The sequence below is a fragment of the Luteibacter sp. NPDC104163 genome (assembly GCF_055584245.1).
Window position 1 is genome coordinate 46,146 of record NZ_JBVJMK010000002.1, and the last position, 15,618, is coordinate 61,763.

General features: G+C 62.5%; 18 protein-coding genes and 1 tRNA gene. 13 read left to right on the forward strand and 6 right to left on the reverse strand.

The genetic code is table 11. The features are described from left to right. Positions 1–15 precede the first annotated feature (15 nt). Positions 16–723, reverse strand: coding sequence for a PP2C family protein-serine/threonine phosphatase (locus ACZ6YI_RS03295; RefSeq protein WP_465777412.1), 708 nt, complete (start codon positions 721–723; stop codon positions 16–18). Positions 724–868: 145 nt separating this feature from the next. Between ACZ6YI_RS03295 and ACZ6YI_RS03300 the strand changes: the two genes are divergently transcribed. The 4 genes from ACZ6YI_RS03300 to ACZ6YI_RS03315 all read left to right on the forward strand — a co-directional run bounded on the left by ACZ6YI_RS03300 (position 869) and on the right by ACZ6YI_RS03315 (position 5,234). After that, positions 869–958: transfer RNA gene (locus ACZ6YI_RS03300), tRNA-Ser, on the forward strand. A gap of 85 nt (positions 959–1,043) precedes the next feature. Continuing rightward, complete coding sequence (locus tag ACZ6YI_RS03305) at positions 1,044–2,471, forward strand: DUF6538 domain-containing protein (protein ID WP_465777413.1); 1,428 nt, start codon at positions 1,044–1,046, stop codon at positions 2,469–2,471. A 52-nt stretch (positions 2,472–2,523) separates the two neighbouring features. Continuing rightward, positions 2,524–3,120, forward strand: a complete 597-nt coding sequence (locus ACZ6YI_RS03310; RefSeq protein ID WP_465777414.1) for a hypothetical protein — start codon at positions 2,524–2,526, stop codon at positions 3,118–3,120. A gap of 479 nt (positions 3,121–3,599) precedes the next feature. After that, positions 3,600–5,234 carry a MobA/MobL family protein gene (locus ACZ6YI_RS03315; protein ID WP_465777415.1) on the forward strand — a complete coding sequence of 545 codons (1,635 nt, stop codon included), beginning with the start codon at positions 3,600–3,602 and terminating at the stop codon, positions 5,232–5,234. A 5-nt stretch (positions 5,235–5,239) separates the two neighbouring features. Here the strand turns inward: ACZ6YI_RS03315 and ACZ6YI_RS03320 are convergent, their stop codons facing one another. Continuing rightward, positions 5,240–6,193, reverse strand: coding sequence for a hypothetical protein (locus tag ACZ6YI_RS03320; protein ID WP_465777416.1), 954 nt, complete (start codon positions 6,191–6,193; stop codon positions 5,240–5,242). Between the two features lie 25 nt (positions 6,194–6,218). Next, entirely contained in the window at positions 6,219–6,560 is a 342-nt protein-coding gene (locus ACZ6YI_RS03325) for a hypothetical protein (RefSeq protein ID WP_465777417.1), read from the reverse strand. 167 nt (positions 6,561–6,727) lie between these two features. On the opposite strand from ACZ6YI_RS03325, the gene ACZ6YI_RS03330 reads away from it, so the two are divergent. After that, a complete protein-coding gene (locus tag ACZ6YI_RS03330) occupies positions 6,728–7,042 on the forward strand; it encodes a helix-turn-helix domain-containing protein (RefSeq protein WP_465777418.1) in 315 nt (104 codons plus the stop codon). Positions 7,043–7,087: 45 nt separating this feature from the next. After that, positions 7,088–7,834 (forward strand): hypothetical protein, encoded by a 747-nt coding sequence (locus tag ACZ6YI_RS03335; RefSeq protein WP_465777419.1) that lies wholly within the window; start codon positions 7,088–7,090, stop codon positions 7,832–7,834. Positions 7,835–7,859: 25 nt separating this feature from the next. Here ACZ6YI_RS03335 and ACZ6YI_RS03340 read toward each other — a convergent pair whose 3' ends face one another. Then, a complete protein-coding gene (locus ACZ6YI_RS03340) occupies positions 7,860–9,377 on the reverse strand; it encodes a site-specific integrase (RefSeq protein ID WP_465777420.1) in 1,518 nt (505 codons plus the stop codon). 555 nt (positions 9,378–9,932) lie between these two features. On the opposite strand from ACZ6YI_RS03340, the gene ACZ6YI_RS03345 reads away from it, so the two are divergent. From ACZ6YI_RS03345 to ACZ6YI_RS03365, 5 genes are all read left to right on the forward strand, one after another. Next, complete coding sequence (locus tag ACZ6YI_RS03345) at positions 9,933–10,127, forward strand: hypothetical protein (protein WP_465777421.1); 195 nt, start codon at positions 9,933–9,935, stop codon at positions 10,125–10,127. Positions 10,128–10,332: 205 nt separating this feature from the next. After that, positions 10,333–11,886 carry a recombinase family protein gene (locus ACZ6YI_RS03350; RefSeq protein ID WP_465777422.1) on the forward strand — a complete coding sequence of 518 codons (1,554 nt, stop codon included), beginning with the start codon at positions 10,333–10,335 and terminating at the stop codon, positions 11,884–11,886. Continuing rightward, on the forward strand, positions 11,883–12,779 hold the full coding sequence (locus ACZ6YI_RS03355; RefSeq protein ID WP_465777423.1) for a plasmid partitioning protein RepB C-terminal domain-containing protein: 897 nt from the start codon (positions 11,883–11,885) through the stop codon (positions 12,777–12,779). Before ACZ6YI_RS03350 ends, ACZ6YI_RS03355 begins: the two co-directional genes overlap by 4 nt. Continuing rightward, a complete protein-coding gene (locus tag ACZ6YI_RS03360; RefSeq protein WP_465777424.1) occupies positions 12,776–13,684 on the forward strand; it encodes a plasmid partitioning protein RepB C-terminal domain-containing protein in 909 nt (302 codons plus the stop codon). The genes ACZ6YI_RS03355 and ACZ6YI_RS03360 overlap by 4 nt, the downstream gene beginning before the upstream one ends. Before the next feature lie 126 nt (positions 13,685–13,810). Then, the gene (locus tag ACZ6YI_RS03365) at positions 13,811–13,987 is read left to right on the forward strand and encodes a hypothetical protein (RefSeq protein ID WP_465777425.1); all 177 of its coding nucleotides are present in this window, start codon (positions 13,811–13,813) and stop codon (positions 13,985–13,987) included. Between the two features lie 80 nt (positions 13,988–14,067). Here the strand turns inward: ACZ6YI_RS03365 and ACZ6YI_RS03370 are convergent, their stop codons facing one another. After that, complete coding sequence (locus ACZ6YI_RS03370; protein ID WP_465777426.1) at positions 14,068–14,256, reverse strand: DUF3606 domain-containing protein; 189 nt, start codon at positions 14,254–14,256, stop codon at positions 14,068–14,070. A 191-nt stretch (positions 14,257–14,447) separates the two neighbouring features. Between ACZ6YI_RS03370 and ACZ6YI_RS03375 the strand changes: the two genes are divergently transcribed. Further along, positions 14,448–14,639 carry a hypothetical protein gene (locus ACZ6YI_RS03375; RefSeq protein ID WP_465777427.1) on the forward strand — a complete coding sequence of 64 codons (192 nt, stop codon included), beginning with the start codon at positions 14,448–14,450 and terminating at the stop codon, positions 14,637–14,639. Between the two features lie 111 nt (positions 14,640–14,750). Here ACZ6YI_RS03375 and ACZ6YI_RS03380 read toward each other — a convergent pair whose 3' ends face one another. After that, positions 14,751–14,927 (reverse strand): CsbD family protein, encoded by a 177-nt coding sequence (locus ACZ6YI_RS03380; RefSeq protein ID WP_465777428.1) that lies wholly within the window; start codon positions 14,925–14,927, stop codon positions 14,751–14,753. 298 nt (positions 14,928–15,225) lie between these two features. On the opposite strand from ACZ6YI_RS03380, the gene ACZ6YI_RS03385 reads away from it, so the two are divergent. Further along, on the forward strand, positions 15,226–15,618 hold the full coding sequence (locus ACZ6YI_RS03385; protein WP_465777429.1) for an ankyrin repeat domain-containing protein: 393 nt from the start codon (positions 15,226–15,228) through the stop codon (positions 15,616–15,618).

The following is a 15,618-nucleotide window of genomic DNA, read 5'->3' on the forward strand; positions in this document are numbered from 1 at the left end:
CGCGCTTGCGCGCGATCAGCCCCCGGCGCGCACCAGGATCGCGGTGATATTGTCCCGCCCGGTGCCTGCGAGCGCTTCGAGCACAAGGTGATCCACGCATTCCTGCGCCGCGATATCCGTACGCGCGACGATCGCGGCAATGCGCTCATCCGCCACTTCATCCGTCAGGCCGTCCGTACAGAGCAGCAGCCGCGCGCCCGAAGGAAGTTCTCCACGCGCCAGGCCGATGTGTAGCTGGTCGGGCGCCGTGATCCCGAGCGCCTGGGTGAGGACACTCCGCTGGGGATGGTTGCGTGCCTGGGTCTCGGTCAGCTCGCCGGCCTCAACCAGGGCCTCGACGATCGAATGGTCATGCGAAAGCCGCTGCATCTCCCCATCGGCCCAGCGATAGATGCGGCTATCGCCGACCCATGCCGCCTCGTAGGCCCGTCCGGATACGCGGATCGCGGCAATCGTGGTGCCCATCGGCCGCGCATCCTTCAATCCGCCCGAGCGAGCGATCAGTGCCTCGTTCACCCGCTGGATCGCATCGACCAGGGATTGCCCGGCAGTCACCTGCGCCACGACGCCGTCGCGGGCCATGGCCGAGGCCACCTCGCCGTGCTGGTGGCCACCCATGCCATCGACTACGAGGAACAGGCCCAGGCTCGCATCGGCGTAGTAGGTGTCTTCGTTGCGCAGGCGGCGGAGGCCAGTATGCGTGCCGTGTCCGAACTCGATCATGGGGGCCTTGGACTGCTGGAGGAGGGCCGCCGGAAGCGGTCCCTATGCCCCGCGAGCATGCCCCATCAAAAGCCTGTTGTCACGGCGCTGAGGACCCATTATCATTGCCGACTCGGCAGGCCCCACAGCCCGCCGTCGACCCTGCGGAGAGGTGGCAGAGTGGTCGAATGTACCTGACTCGAAATCAGGCGTACGTGCAAGCGTACCGTGGGTTCGAATCCCACCCTCTCCGCCACTTTACGAAAAGGCCCGCTAAAAGCGGGCTTTTTTGTGGGCGGAGAAAAACCGTTGGGTCACAAACCGGGTCACACGAGGACCCGATGCGCCTACCGAATTACCTCCAACGTGCACCCAGTGGGACATGGCATTTTCGCCAGCGGGTGCCCGCCGACCTGCAAGCCCTGTTTGGTTGCCGGTTCTTCAAACGGTCACTTCGCACCAAGGACATGTTGACCGCTCAACGTCTCGCACTGGATTTGGCGGAGGCGTATGCTCGCCTCATCCGACGAGCAAGGGGAATGCACGTGTCAGGCAAGGGAGCGCCGTCCATCCAGGACATCCTCGGGACCACCACCGCAACCGATTACCGCCTCATCCATCACCCCGACGGGCGGGTGGAGATTGAAGCAAACGGGCAGGCCGACCACGACTTGGCCATGAGTGCGGTTGAGCGCATTGGCATCATGGCCAATGAGCCCGCCATCCAGCAGGCCATCCGGGATGCAGCATCGCGCGCGGCCCAGGCCGTGGTGCCGTCCCCGGCTCCAGCCCCCACGTCAAAGATTCCCACCCTGCCGATTGGCAAGGTCGTGGCCCAGTGGTTGGCCGACATCAAACCGAACACGCTCAGAAAAACGCACACCATCAAGGCGGCGGCGGTCGAAGGGTTTGCCCGGCACTATGGGGAAAAGAATCCGCTGCACGAGGCTGGCAGGATTGATGTCGGGCAGTGGATTGAGGCGTTGCGCGCCTCCGGTCTCCAGACACCGACCATCGCCAACAAGGCGGGTTACCTTCGGGGCTTTTTCGACTGGGCCAAGGCGCGCGGGTACTACCCGGCTTTTGCAAAAGACGACAACCCGGCCTCCGGCCAAATTCTCTACAGAACACGGGAAAAAAGGGCGCGGCGGGTGCTCGGGTTCAAAGCCTTTAGCATCGACCAAATCCGCATCCTGTTCTCACCGGAGGCCTTGGAGGGTTTGAGTGAGGCAGCAAGGTGGGGTGCATGGATTGGGTTGTACACCGGCGCCCGTGTCGCCGAGGTCGGCCAACTGGCGCTGTCGGATTTCGTGGAAGAGGAGGGCATCGCGTGCATCCGCATTACCAACGAAGGGGCCGGGCAAAGCGTCAAGAATGATGCATCGTTGAGGACTATTCCGGTCCACCCTGCACTGATTTCCATGGGGCTGCTCGACCGCGTCGCGATGCTAAAAGCATCGGGGGAGACGAGGTTGTTTCCCAGGGGCAAGGTCGATGGCGTCAACGGCGCTGGAAACTGGTTGAGCAAGGCATTCACCCGGCACGTTCACGCAAACCTCAAGTTGCCGGAGAAGGGCAAGTTCGGGTTCCACAGCCTGAGAAAATCGGTCGTGCAGGGGTTGCAAACGGCGGGGGTGTCATCGGAACACCGGGCGGCCTATGTGGGGCACGAGCTGGGGGACGAACACCACGGGACTTACAGCCGACGGCCGAGGATGGAGGAGTTGCTTGGGGAGGTGGCGAAAATGAGGTGGTGGGATTTGCCTTGAAATCCTTGATATTGGCGCTGGATGGTTCGTGTTGACGAAATGAAGGAACGGTATGTCTTACGGGGTCGTTATCGCGCTAGTTGACGTAGTGTTAGGTGGTTTGGCTGTTTTGGGGTTTTATCAGTCAATGACCAACCTTCGGGACAAGGAGAAAGCCGCAAGAAAAGCTGCTCGAAAGGAACTGGCTGGACTGGGGCAGTTCCTTCTCCGCTCCACGGTTATAGGTTATCTGAGCACCATCGCCACCATATTCTTGGGAACAGGTGTTGGATATGCGCTTGTGGGCGGAGATGAGTTCCTCGATTATATGACCTTTGCGCTTCCATGTGTTGCGGGAATGGCTGCTGGAGGTGCCATATTCAGCGATGAGAAGAAAGTGGAAAACGAGTTTTCAAGACCGGAAGTTGCATGGTTTTCTGCTTCTGTTTTCTTCCTAGTAGTCAGCTATATCTGTTACATAATCAAACACTACGACCACAAAGTTCTCAGGTGGTTCGCCTTGTCTTTCGCAGTAGCAGTGGTTTTGTGGCTTGTTTACCTGAATTTGATGTCCTCTGACTCGCAGAAGGTCAGAATTTACAAATGGGTTGGGCTAATGGTTTACGGACTAATATGGCTATGGTTCGCCTTTCAGAGTTTTGTGACCTAACGGTTGTTATGAGTGGCAAGCCACACGACATAACCAATTATGATGAGACCTTGTCCCCAGATGAGCCAAGAGAAGTAGGCTGAAGCGGACCGAAGGTTTGCTTTGTTGTGCGACATGGTTCTAATCCTATTTCAGAGGGCACGTGATTTCTTGTAACGAATAATTCGGGACCGTCAAGAGACTTCAGTCAAGCCAAAGCGCGTATTAACATTGTTCCAATGTTGCGCTCAGAGCCTTCAAGCTAAGGCAAAGGCCTTTAAAAGCCTAAAGCGCCCCGATGTACGGGTCACCTCCAAAAGAGCAAAAGCAAAGGCCGTGGGATTATTCCTGCGGCCTTTTGTCCATTATCGTTTCGGTTATATATGTAAAGGAAGCTTGACATCGGGCGGACCTGTGCTTTGATGCCAGGGTGGCCGGCTCACTCCGGCCCACTTCTTCCCCCCCCCTTGGATGGGCTTATTGGTCACGGAGGACCCTTAATGACATTTACCGCACATGCCCGCCCCGAACTTTCCTCCCACAACCGCAAGGACCATTCAGCGGTCGCGGGTGCCGCGTACCGTCTTGGCCTCCGCCTGTTCGATGAGAGAACCGGTGAGTGGCATGACTACCGCAAGCGCGCCATCGGGGAAGAAATTGTTCGCGCCCTGACGATTGCCCCGCCGAATGCGCCCGCATGGGCCACGGACCCCGCCCAGCTGTGGAACCGCGTCGAGAAAGCCGAAAAAAGGAAAGATGCGCAGGTTGCCCGGGACTACCGGATTCCGATTCCGAAGGGCCTCTCCGATGAGCGTGCCGGTGAATTGGCAGAGCAGATGGCGCGGTACATCTGCAAGCAGCTCCACACCCCCGTCTCTCTTGGCCTGCATCGCGATGCCGCCGTGGACGTCCTCGGCGCCGAGAAGGCAGACATGGACATTGGCTATCACGCGCATTTGTATTTCCCCACGCGGCGCCTCGCTGACATCGGGGAAGGCGGTGAGGAGGGCGGCCACGGGTTCGGTGACAAATTGAGGCACTTGAGCCTGAAAGGGCCGGCCGCCGCCTTTGTCGAGGATCTCAACCGGGAGTGGGCCGCCACCTGCAATGCGTTCATCCAGGCTGACGGTCTCGAAGGCACGTTCGACCACCGGAGCTATGTCCGCATGGGTGTCGACCGGGCTCCCCAGCCCACGGCCGGCCGGGCAGTCAGCGCAATGGAGCGGAAGGGCATCCGGACCGATATTGGCGACGCCATCAGGGCGCACGAGCCCCTGGCCTTGCTCAAGCAACTCGTGGCCGACGACATTGCCGGCCGGGCCATCATTGGGCCCACGCCGTCGGTCCCGGCTCCCGGACCTGCCAATGGCGCCACAAGGGCCTTGCCGGATTCTGGGAAGGGCACGGGCGGTGTCCGGGTCAGGCTGGGGCAGGGAGAGGCACCCGCAAGCGCTCGGAAGCTCATTGGTGGCCGGACGGTGGTCCTCGACAAGGCCCTGTCCCTCTCGAATCTCATCCGGAACACGGGCAGGGCCCCGAAAACGGACGAGGAGCGGGCCGATTTGGAAAAGGCCATGCTGCTGGCCGACATCATCGAATCCCTGTCGATTGCCTTTGAAACCGCGACACAGCAACAGACCCGGTTCCGCCAGCAGCTTGAGCGCGCCCAGAGCGCACAGCAAGACGCCCTCCACCGCGCCGACGAGATGCGCCAGGCGCGGGCCAAGGCCCGGGCCTCATTGCGCCAGTGGGAGAACCAGCACCGGGTCCAAATCAGGGTCGCCGGCTGGACGGGGCTGGATCTCGGAACCGGGGAGAGAACGGGTTTGACCCGGCGGGCAAAGAAAGCCGATGGTTTGGTCCAGACCCTGAAATCGGAAGCCGCGACCCATGGCAATCGGGCCGGGGAGGCCCGGGTGGCCCTGGGACGGGCCGAGCGGAAAGTGTCCGAGGTCGAACCGTTGCTGACTGACCGGGCCCGCACCTTGGTCGGACTTGTCCCGGACATGCTTCCCACCCTCATCGAGCGGTTGCCGGCCGGGATTGTCGAGGCCGCCGGCTTGCGGTCGGACGAGCCCATGGATGCCCCGGCCCCACCGCCGGTTGCGGCTGCCCTCCGCCCCCGGTCGCCTTGAACACGTCAGCTGGGAGACACGAGAAGCAATCCCTTGGCGTGCATCCGCTGGACAGTCGCCACCTGGTCGGCACTCAGGGCAAACATGGGACGGTGGTCGCCAATGAAGGCGGAGACCTTGTTGCCGCCCTTGGACACCAACGGTGGGTCCAGGCGCTCAATCAACGGGTGCTCACCGACGCCGCCATACATCCGCCCGTCCGCCTCAATGACGAGATAGGACAGAGCCGGTCCGTCCGTTGCTTCCCAGACCTCCACCGCAGGCTTGCCGGACGCCAGCCTCTGCTCCCGGCAATACCGGACCAACGCGTCCGTGGTGGCCTGCCAGTCCCGGTTCACACGGTTGGCATCGAGCTCGACGCCCGGGTGCAACCGCAGCCAGCCCACGACATCCCGTGCCGTGTCTTTCCAGACATCGAGCCGGACTACCTCGTGCATGCCCCGCTGCGCGGTTGCGGGGGACAACGAGCCTGCCGCCGGCCACTGACGGATAGACAGCCGGGCCCGCTGCTGCCCGTCGTCTTCGTAATGGGACACGTCGACCACCATGCGGCCCACGGCAACCGGGTGGGCAACGACGTTCCCGCGTGGGGTGACCACGACCCGTCCCGCCGCCCGGTCGAGGGTCAGGGTCAGCTCAGGGGTCACCAGTTCATCCCGGGACAACCGGCGATGCCGAAACAGGCGGATGACACCCATGCCCACAACCCAAACGACGACTACGGCCGCGACCAGCCCGCCGATGGTCGGCCAGAAATCATCGCCCGGTCCGGGCATGGGCGGCGATGAGCGGGCGGGCGGGTCGAAGAGACTGAAAAACGCGAGGCCGAGACACCCGAGCATGGCGATTTGGGAGGCACGGAAAGCCACCTCTGCCCAGTTGTGGTTGGCGATGCGGTCGGTCCCGAACCGGCCGTAGAACATGAGGGCGGCGGCAAGCACAAGCCAAAAGACAGTCATCAGAAACGCTCCTTGTTGGACGGACTCAGTTCCGCTGGAAGCTCGAGTAGTTGGTGAAGAGGCCGCGCTGGTCGAAGTTGACGGCGGTGTATCCGCCCGAGGTCGTCGTGCCTTTCCCGAGGAAGCTGCCAACAACCGGAACCATGGATTTCGGGTCGGTCTGGACATTGGAAAACGAATAGCCAAGCGTCGTGCCGCCATCGAGCCGTTTGGTCACCGACTGCGGTTTGCCCAGCAGTTGTTCCGCATCTGCGACTGTCGAGCGGCCTGGCTTGAGCTGGTCGAGTGCGGTGGTGTCCGTGTGGGTGCCCTGCGCGGCACATCCGGCGAAGAGGAGAAAAGCGGTCGAAATCAAAAATCGCTTCATGCAATGGCCCCTGTTTGAATGACGCCGGGACGGGTGCCGCCCGTTGACCCCGGCGGCCCGGTAAGGGCCGGGCAGGCGCATTAGGACATAAACGATATCCGTATAAATGAAAATCAACTAAACGCAACACGGCTATAGCGTTCAGGGCCCTACACCGGGGCATGGGCGTGAGCGAAAAAACCGACAAGAGCCTCTACCGGGTCGAAAACCGCATCTATGCCGAGTTGCTGCGGGACGTTCGCATGCGCGCGGGTATCAGCCAGATGGCTCTCGTGGCCGCCCTGGGCAAGACACAGACCTATGCCAGCGAGGCGGAGCGGGGTATCCGACGGCTGGATTGGACGCAGATAAGGGACTGGTGCCTGCTGTGCCGCACGACCCTGCCCGCCTTTGCCGAGGAATTCGAGGCTCGGATGGTCGACCCGGCCTTTGCCAAGCCGAGGGAAACCGATGGGCGCAAGCGGGCCGCACGGAAGCGGTAAACTCCCGCCGGCCACAAGGTCAAAATCACACCGCAGGGAAGCAACATGGACAAGGGAAGCCTGGCGCCCGCCGGGGACATCAGCCTCGAACAGGCCAGCGCCGTCATCGAGCTTTTGTCGAACGCTGAGCGCTACCGGTCCGGCCGCAATTCCTTCGACGTGGGCAAGGTCATTGTCACGGTCTACCGGTGGTGTCTTCCACCCGTCTTCGTGTCTGTCGCCATCCTGTTCGGGGTCGACCTCTGGATTGGCCGGTCCCCCACCGAGGAAGCGGACCCCATCCTTTACTGGGTGACGGCCATCGTCTCGATTGTTGCGCTTTTCCTGTGCGTGGGAACCCTGGTGGCCGTGGGCACGATTCTCCTCCGCAACAGGCAATGGTTACGGAAAAACGAGGCCCACCACCTGCGCTCAGGGTATGCCTTGCATGAACAGCAGGTCAGGGGCATCGCGGTCTACCCGCTGCCCGTCTTGCAAAGTGTGGCCCGCTACTTCGAACAGCGCCTATTTTCCGACCGGGGTGTCCACACCTTTTTCTTCGGCAAGGGGGAGGTGAGCCTTGCCACCATTGCCGTCGTGCTGACCTCGGTCAAGGCCCTCAGCGACCTCCACCTCATCGGGGGTTGTCCTGCCAGCCGCCAAGTCCTGTTGTCCGTGCCACTGTCCTTGCTGGGCCTTCTGGCAATGAGTCTGTTCGTGCGCTGGATTCGCAAGAAGGAAGACTATCAACGCGGGCTGCTGGCCGACGCCATTGCCATGGTGACCGAGCGGGAAGGTCAGAAAAGAACCTGACCCACCGTTTCTCGCAGAATCCTGCTCAACACAGCATCGACATCACATCCTCATCGACCGTTTCTGGCGTCCGTTTGGACGGCCGTTTGCCTGCCTCATAACCCGGTGAGGTGACATGCATCAGGTACGCCCGGAACTGGTCGGACTGATACCGGGGCAGGTCAAGCTTCGGGTATGACACCCGCTTGATGTCTTTGAGGCACTCGGGGACTTCCGCTTCATTGATGTAGTGCTCCAGGGTCACGTCACCGCTTGGCGCATGGCCGACGATGCGGGCAATACGGTGGATGGCCACCCTTTTTCGTTCGGCAGCCGTGCAGAACGTGTGGCGCAGGCTGTGGAGGGTTTTCTGTTTGGTGATGATGCCGCAGGCTTTGAGCACCGTTCGGTTGAACCATTGGGCGACCTTTTCACCGGGCCCGTTCTCGCCCCACTTCAACCCCGGAAACAGGTGCTGGGCACCCATCTGCCGGACATCCCGGACGTAGTCGAGAAACCCGAGCTTGATGAGTTCGGGGTGGATGGGCACCAGGCGCCGGCCACTTTTTGTCTTGATGCGCTGGCCGGGTCGCTCATCACTGATGAGGATGGTGGGAATGAGGTCGGTGGTCACATCATCGATGTGCAGCTGGCAGATTTCATTGACCCGCATGCCCATGAACAACCCGATGAGCGGCACCCAGAACTTGTGCGGCTCCCAGTAGCCTTCGAGCCGTGCGCGGTCGAAGATGGACAGAAGGTCGGCGTCATCAAAGGCCTTTTTCCGGATGGATTCGGTGGCGGTCACCGCATTGCGCCGTGCACCGGCGAGGAGGTCAGCGACCAGGTACGACTTGTTTTTGCACCAGCGAAAAAAAGCCCGGGCGTGGTCGATGTGCTTCTGGCACGTCGTCGTCGCGATGACTTTCAGGTTCTTTTCCCGGGCGAATTTGACGATGCCCTTTGGGGAGAGGCCCGACAGACGCTTGTTCTTTCCCGCATGGCTTGGCCAGCTTTTGAGGCCATTGACGAAGGTGCGCATGTCGTCGGTGTCGAACGTATGGACCATCCGGTCGCCGACGAAGTCTTGCAGCAGACGGAGGATGAACCGGCTCTCCTTCATTGTTGCCTTCGACACCCGCGCCTCGATGTCTTCGAGGTAGTAAAACGCGGCCATCGACAGGGTCCGGGGTTCAATCTGCTGGTAGACCCCCAGCGGCGCATTCCCGAACACGTCCCGGTGTGGTGCCTCCGGGGCGGGTGGCCGTGGAGGTGGAGCTGAGGGTGTCGGTTGCCCCTCGGCATACAGGGGCCGTTCCTCAGGCGCCGGGGTCGGGGTGACATCGACCATGGGCGGCAGCTGGGGCCAAGATTGGGCGGTGACGGATGCGGCCGGGCTGACCATGACGGGGGCGCAGGTGAGGGACGAGGGCAGGGCGACACCCCGGGCTTCCTGGCGGGTCAGGAATTCATCGATGGTGTCGAGGGCCAGTTGCTGGTCCTCTCTCGATGTGGCGGCAATGGTGTAGCCACCGGGGAGCTGGACGATGAAGTGCCGGGCCATGGCGGACGCCGTGGCAGCGAGGTTCTGAAGACTGGAAAACACTGGACATCCTTCGATTGGGAGAAACGGGGGCGCAGGTCTGCGCGTTTCCTCCAGTCAAACGGTGATCAAACACCTGTCAAGTTTGGCAAATGTGACCCTCCAGGCATTTTCGGCAATAGCTTTTTTAAGGGGTTTTGCAACTCCGGCGGCGAAGGCTGAGTGGGTATCGATCTGAAACGTGGTACCGAATTCGACAATGAAATCCAGGGGTTGCCTGACTCAAGCTCCCGAATCGTCTCGATTTTTTGGATTGATGGCCCCGCGCCCGTCTTCCCTGTGGTGTGTATTAGTAGGGTTGTAGTGAATACAAAAGACGCTAAGCCCTTATTCCTAAAGCTAAATTAGCCTTGCAAGGGCGGGCGGCTTCCCCTCCACTCTTACCCGATTCGGCCCCTTTGGCGCCGCTCCAGTCTGGGGTCGACAGAATGTCGCTCAGGGATTTTGTAGGCCTCCGCTGACAGACAGGCCGCCCCCCGGCCGCCACCATGTCGGCACCACAAGCAAGGGGGAACCATGAAACTGATTCTGGACATTGAATTGAAGGGCAACGCATTCCACGCCGGCCCTGCGGGGGGCGAGCTGGCACGCATCCTGACGAAACTGGCGGCCAAGCTCGAAGACATGGACTTCGCCGAACTCTCAAGAAGCCAATGGACGATGTATGAACTTGAAGGCCAGCCACTCGGCACGGCAAAAATTGTGGAGTGAACCGTCTTGGATATCCCAGTTTGGAGAGGCTAATTAAGCCCCTCTCTAGGCGGGGCCCAGTTTCCGGGTATCTCTTGGTTATCCCACGCTTGGTGAGGACCTTTGCGTGCGCCTGTATCAGAATTGATACAGGCTTCCTACGCGCGAGCAACCGGCATACAGTCATTGACCTGTCCCGGCCAAACCGGGTCCTTGGCCGCAAGTCATGTCACGCCGCACAGCTCCTGGCAGTGCTGAGACCGCAACCCCGGTTGCGGAGTACGTGCGCATGTCCACGGACCACCAGCGCTACAGCACGGAAAACCAGTCCGAGGCCATCCATGCCTATGCGGCCGCCCACGGCATGTCCATCACCCGGACCTACCGGGACGAGGGCAAGAGCGGGCTCGACATCGGGGGCAGGGCAGCCCTCCAGCAACTGCTCATCGACATCGAAAGCGGCCTTGCCCCCTTTGAGGCGGTGCTGGTCTTTGACGTCTCCCGCTGGGGCCGTTTCCAAAACGCTGACGAGGCCGCCCACTATGAATACCGCTGCATCCAGGCGGGCGTTCGGGTCGTCTATGTGGCCGAACCTTTCGACAACGATGGCAGCCCGCTTGCCACCATCGTCAAGGGCGTCAAGCGCAGCATGGCGGCTGAATACAGCCGGGAACTGTCCGCCAAGGTCTTTGCCGGCCAGTGCCGCCTGGCCGCCATGGGCTTTCGCCAGGCGGGGCCTGCCGGATTTGGTCTGAGACGTGCCCTGATTGATGGGGAGCGCCGGCCAAAGGGCATCCTGGAGGCCGGTGAGCGCAAAAGCATCCAGACCGACCGGGTGATTCTGGTGCCGGGGCCGGAGTCCGAGCTCGACATCGTCCGGGACATCTACAGGGCTTTCGTCGACGAAGACCTCAACGAGTCAGCCATCGCCCAGCGCCTCAACGAACAAGGCGTGCTGACCGACCAGCAGCGGCCCTGGAGCCGTGCCAGTGTCCACCAGGTGCTGACCAACGAGAAATACATCGGGTCGAACATCTACGCCAAGCGCTCCGGCAAGCTCAAGCAACCCTCGCATCCGAACCCACCCGAAAAATGGGTGAGATGCGACGGGGCCTTTGAAGCCATCGTCTCCCGGGACGTGTTCCTCGAGGTGCGCCGGCGCATTGCCCAGCGGTCAGAAAAGCTGTCCGACGCCCGGATGCTCGACCTCTTACGGACACTTCTGGAAAAAACCGGGGAGTTGTCGGGCTTCATCATCGATGAGCAGGAAGGAATGCCATCGAGCACCGCCTACCAGCACCGTTTCGGTGGTCTGGTCCGGGCCTACCGCCTCATCGACTACGACCCCGGGCGCAACTTCGATTACCTCGACATCAACCGCCAACTCCGCGCCTGGCGGCCCGAGGTCATCGACAGCGTGGTCTCGGCCCTGAAAGCCCACGGCCGGGTCGAGCGGCACACGGGCACGGACCTTCTTTGCATCAACCACGAATGGACCCTGTCTGTTGTGCTTGCCCGCTGCACCGAACACCCCGACGGGTCCTTGCGCTGGCGAGTGCATTTCGATGCGGTGCTCCGGCCCGACCTGACGCTGGCCTGCCGGCTTGACCCGTCGCATGCAGCCGTCCACGACTACTACCTCATTCCCCGCCTGGACCTTGGCATGTGGCCACGGCATCTGGGCTTTGAGAACTCTCCCCTCATCGATGGATACCGGCAGGACTCACTCGATGCCCTCGGCCGCCTGGCCGCGCGCGCCCGTTACCCGGAGGCTGCATGAAACCCAACTACCGGAACGATGCCAATGTCCACTCCATCCCCATCGCCAGCATCGACATCCTCAATCCCCGCACCCGCGACCGCGTCCAGCACCGTTCCATCACGGAGAGCATCCGCACAACCGGCCTGCGCCGCCCGGTCACCGTGGCCCCACGCCAGAGCGGTGGGGAGACGCGCTACGGCCTGGTCTGCGGGCAGGGGCGCATCGAGGCTCTGAGTGCACTCGGTCACACCCATGTGCCGGCCTTCTTCATCGATGCCGACGAGGAAGACTGTCTTGTGATGAGCCTTGTGGAGAACATCGCCCGGCGCTCGCCAGCACCGATTGAAATCATGAGGGAGGTCGGGCGCCTTCGTGACCGGGGGCACACCGACAATGAAATCGGTGAGCTCATCGGGACGAGCGGCTCCTGGGTCAACATGGTCGGCACCCTCCTCGACAAGGGGGAGGAGCGCTTGCTGGTCGGTGTGCAGACCGGTGTTGTCAGCCTGTCGATGGCCATCAGCATTGCCAAGGCCACCACACCGGAAATCCAGACGCTGCTCAACGATGCGTACGACCAGGGCATCCGGGGCAAGCGGCTAGGCCGCCTGCGCCGGCTTCTGGAAGCCCGCAGCCAGCACTCCCGCCAGCTCAATCGGGGCTACCACTCCCTGCCCAAGGGCGAGCGCAAGAAGGCCTCGGCGGCGTCCCTCCGGCGCCTTCTGGAGAAGGAGGCCGAACGCCAGCGGCTCATCGCCAAGAAAGCGGAGTACGTCTACGAGCGCATCACCTACTGTGTCCGGGCCCTCAATGAGCTCCTCGCGGTGCCTGAGTTCCGCGCCCTCATCAAGGCCGAGAAGGTCGACACCATGCCGAAGATGCTGGCCGAGCGGATGGGGAAGCTGTCATGAGCGCCCGGCCAGACGACCGCGCCGGCGCCCTCAAGACCTCGTTTGCGCCGGCCACCATCGAGGTCGACATTGACCGCATCCAGGCGTTGAAGATTCTGCCAAAGACCCTGAAAAACACGGCCAAGTGGCAGGAGATTCTCACCTCCATCCGTGAGGAGGGACTGGTGGAATTGCCGGTCATCAAGCGCATGACAGAGACGGCCGGACGCTATTACCTTGTCGATGGCCACGTGCGAATCGAGGCCCTCCGGGAGCTCGGGGCCACGCGGGTCGAGTGTCTGCTGACGGCAGCGGACGACACCTACACCTTCAACACCCTGGTCAACCGCATCTCCGCCGTCCAGGACCACAAGATGGTGCTGCGGGCCATTGAATCGGGCGTGCCCATCGAGCGGCTGGCGGTGGCCCTTGCCCGCACGCCCGGAACCATCCGCAAGCGTGCCCGTTTGCTGGACGGAATTTGCGAGGAGGCCGCCGACCTTCTGGCTGACGCCCATTGTCCGGCGGCGACCGTCGGCGTCCTCAAACTCCTCAAGCCTGTCCGCCAGATTGAGGCCGTTGAGCTCATGCAGGCCAGCCAAAACTTCACGGTGCCCTTCGCCCGGGCCCTCCTTGCCGCGACACCCGAAGAGCAGCTCGCCCCGAAGGCCGAGCGGGGACGGCGCCGAAACGAGACGGCGGCCTCCCTTGCCCGGGTCGAGCGCGAACTGTCGGCACTCCAGATGAAGACCAGCACGGTGTCGGACACGTATGGCCGGGATGTGGTCGACCTCACGCTGCTTCGGGGACATCTGAGCCAGCTCCTGGGGTCGACCGCCGTGGTCAAGTGGCTGGCGAGAAACCGCCCGGAATACCTCCAGGAGTTCCAAAAGGTCGCCGAGATTGAGGACGTGGCAAAACCGTAGGCTGTCGGTCCCCGACTGATGGTGGTGCTCACCCCCTGCTAACCCTGACCTCCCGCCCGCATCACGACGGTCGGCGTCCCATGGAGTCCCAACCGGCGGAGAACGACCATGAGCGATGAAGCCAGAATGAGCGAGACAGGTGTTGTGGACCCGGGCAAGGACCCCGGCCAGCGTGGTGGTGGCCAGCCCAATCAGCCCGACCGCGACCCCGGTCAGGTCCCCCCGGGCTCGGGTGGCGGCCCGGAAGAGGGCGACCCGGACCAGGTGGGCCGGCAGGACCCTGACAAGGGTCTGGACCGCTGACCAAACACCAGGCGCCCGCAAGGACGCTGGCGTCTCCCGCAGGGCGTCTCCCGCAGTAGGAAGTCCTGGAGCGATTGGGCCTAGTCGCCGTCGCCTGGATCCGGCGGTCGGCCGGTAAGCAAGGCCTGGACTGCGACCGCATCGGTGCCGACCTGGTGGACGGCGGCCTGCACGGTGGCAGGGGAGACGTCGAGGACCAGCGCCCATAGGGCGAGATCATACGGGTCCTCCGGATTGATGCGGGTCATGCGGTTGAGGTGGTTCGTCACAGGGCTCGTCCGGTCTTCTGGATGAGCGGAAATCTGCCGGCCGTCCCATCAAGACAGCATGGAAAATGGCTCAATGAGGCCGTGATTGAGGTGAACCACGCACCGGGCGCGCCACAGCGTCGGGTGTTTGCGCGGCGGCCAGCGGCTATGTCCTTCACGCCCGTGACCAAGCGTGTGTGTACAATTGTATGATGCCCGCACATTCCTGCAGTTTCACCATTGAGGCCGCCACTGACGGCCGCTTTCGGGGCAGGTTCGAGGTGGTCGACGCGGCCGGCCGCGAGGTTGCCACCGGTGTGGACCCCGAGGGCCATGCCACGCAGCAGAAGGCATGGGCCAGCATCCGGGTTATCGCCGATGGCATCGTTGCCGGTCTTGGCTAACCCAGTGGCGCTTTGAGTTCCGGCGCAAACAGCCGTTACCTCCCATCTTCCCCCTTGATAAAAAAGAAAGGGCGCCCGGAGGCGCCCGTGCCTTCGGTGGCGGGGGTAACCTTACTTGCCCTTGCGGGCGTCGTCGGCGGCCTTGCCGACTTCCTTCTGGACCTTGCCGGCGTTCTTTTCGATGTTGCCGGCGGCTTCCTTGGCGGAATTGCCGGTGACCTTGCCGGCGACTTCCTTCACGGCGCCCTTGACTTCGTGCTTGGTGCCTTCGGTGCGGTTCTTGTCCATGGTGCAGCCCTCGGTGGTTGGTGCGCGGACTGTGCGCGGCGGCCGTGGGGGAGGTCGTGCAGCGGGTGTGGAGGCCTGCTTCACCCAATGGTTCCGGTAACCATTGTCAGGCGCCCGGTAGTGGACCGGGGGCGGCTTGATAGCCGGACCGCGTTTCAGGGATTTTGCGTCGCTAAATTAGCGTCGCCAGACCTTGCCACGAAACGCGATACGGGCCCTTGACGGCGTGGCCGGTTGCGATAGACAGGGATATCGCCAGGCACTTTGCCGAGCATCGAAGGGCAGGGAGGCCCACACCATGAACCACCAATTGCAACGAGCCCTGGCGGATGCAGCCTGGGACGGCGACCACCTGACCGTGGCTTCCCTCATCGACCATCCGGAGGTCGACCCGGCCGCGCATCACTCCACTGCGCTCCTACACGCGGCTCACCGAGGCCACTGGCGCTGTGTCGAACTGCTTTTGCCCGTCAGTGACCCCAACGCCCGGAACAGTGAGGCCCTGTGGCGTGCGGCCAAGCACCGGCATGTCAGGGTGGTCAGGCTGCTGGCGCCCGTGTCCGACACGTCGAAGTGGGAGGGCTGGATGTGGCAGGAACTGGCGGCGGTGGTTGTCGAGCGCCTGCGCCGCACATCCATTGCCGACCATCTGGGTAGCTCTCACAATGCTGGCACGACATCGGGACATTGA

Bases quoted from the DNA above. Each gene is read 5' to 3' on its own strand.
- ACZ6YI_RS03325 (WP_465777417.1), bottom strand. From the start codon at position 6,560: ATGAAGCGATTTTTGATTTCGACCGCTTTTCTCCTCTTCGCCGGATGT.
- ACZ6YI_RS03350 (WP_465777422.1), top strand. From the start codon at position 10,333: ATGTCACGCCGCACAGCTCCTGGCAGTGCTGAGACCGCAACCCCGGTT.
- ACZ6YI_RS03310 (WP_465777414.1), top strand. From the start codon at position 2,524: ATGTCTTACGGGGTCGTTATCGCGCTAGTTGACGTAGTGTTAGGTGGT.
- ACZ6YI_RS03360 (WP_465777424.1), top strand. From the start codon at position 12,776: ATGAGCGCCCGGCCAGACGACCGCGCCGGCGCCCTCAAGACCTCGTTT.
- ACZ6YI_RS03315 (WP_465777415.1), top strand. From the start codon at position 3,600: ATGACATTTACCGCACATGCCCGCCCCGAACTTTCCTCCCACAACCGC.
- ACZ6YI_RS03345 (WP_465777421.1), top strand. From the start codon at position 9,933: ATGAAACTGATTCTGGACATTGAATTGAAGGGCAACGCATTCCACGCC.
- ACZ6YI_RS03295 (WP_465777412.1), bottom strand. From the start codon at position 723: ATGATCGAGTTCGGACACGGCACGCATACTGGCCTCCGCCGCCTGCGC.
- ACZ6YI_RS03305 (WP_465777413.1), top strand. From the start codon at position 1,044: ATGCGCCTACCGAATTACCTCCAACGTGCACCCAGTGGGACATGGCAT.
- ACZ6YI_RS03375 (WP_465777427.1), top strand. From the start codon at position 14,448: ATGCCCGCACATTCCTGCAGTTTCACCATTGAGGCCGCCACTGACGGC.
- ACZ6YI_RS03365 (WP_465777425.1), top strand. From the start codon at position 13,811: ATGAGCGAGACAGGTGTTGTGGACCCGGGCAAGGACCCCGGCCAGCGT.
- ACZ6YI_RS03340 (WP_465777420.1), bottom strand. From the start codon at position 9,377: ATGGCCCGGCACTTCATCGTCCAGCTCCCCGGTGGCTACACCATTGCC.
- ACZ6YI_RS03380 (WP_465777428.1), bottom strand. From the start codon at position 14,927: ATGGACAAGAACCGCACCGAAGGCACCAAGCACGAAGTCAAGGGCGCC.
- ACZ6YI_RS03385 (WP_465777429.1), top strand. From the start codon at position 15,226: ATGAACCACCAATTGCAACGAGCCCTGGCGGATGCAGCCTGGGACGGC.
- ACZ6YI_RS03355 (WP_465777423.1), top strand. From the start codon at position 11,883: ATGAAACCCAACTACCGGAACGATGCCAATGTCCACTCCATCCCCATC.
- ACZ6YI_RS03335 (WP_465777419.1), top strand. From the start codon at position 7,088: ATGGACAAGGGAAGCCTGGCGCCCGCCGGGGACATCAGCCTCGAACAG.
- ACZ6YI_RS03320 (WP_465777416.1), bottom strand. From the start codon at position 6,193: ATGACTGTCTTTTGGCTTGTGCTTGCCGCCGCCCTCATGTTCTACGGC.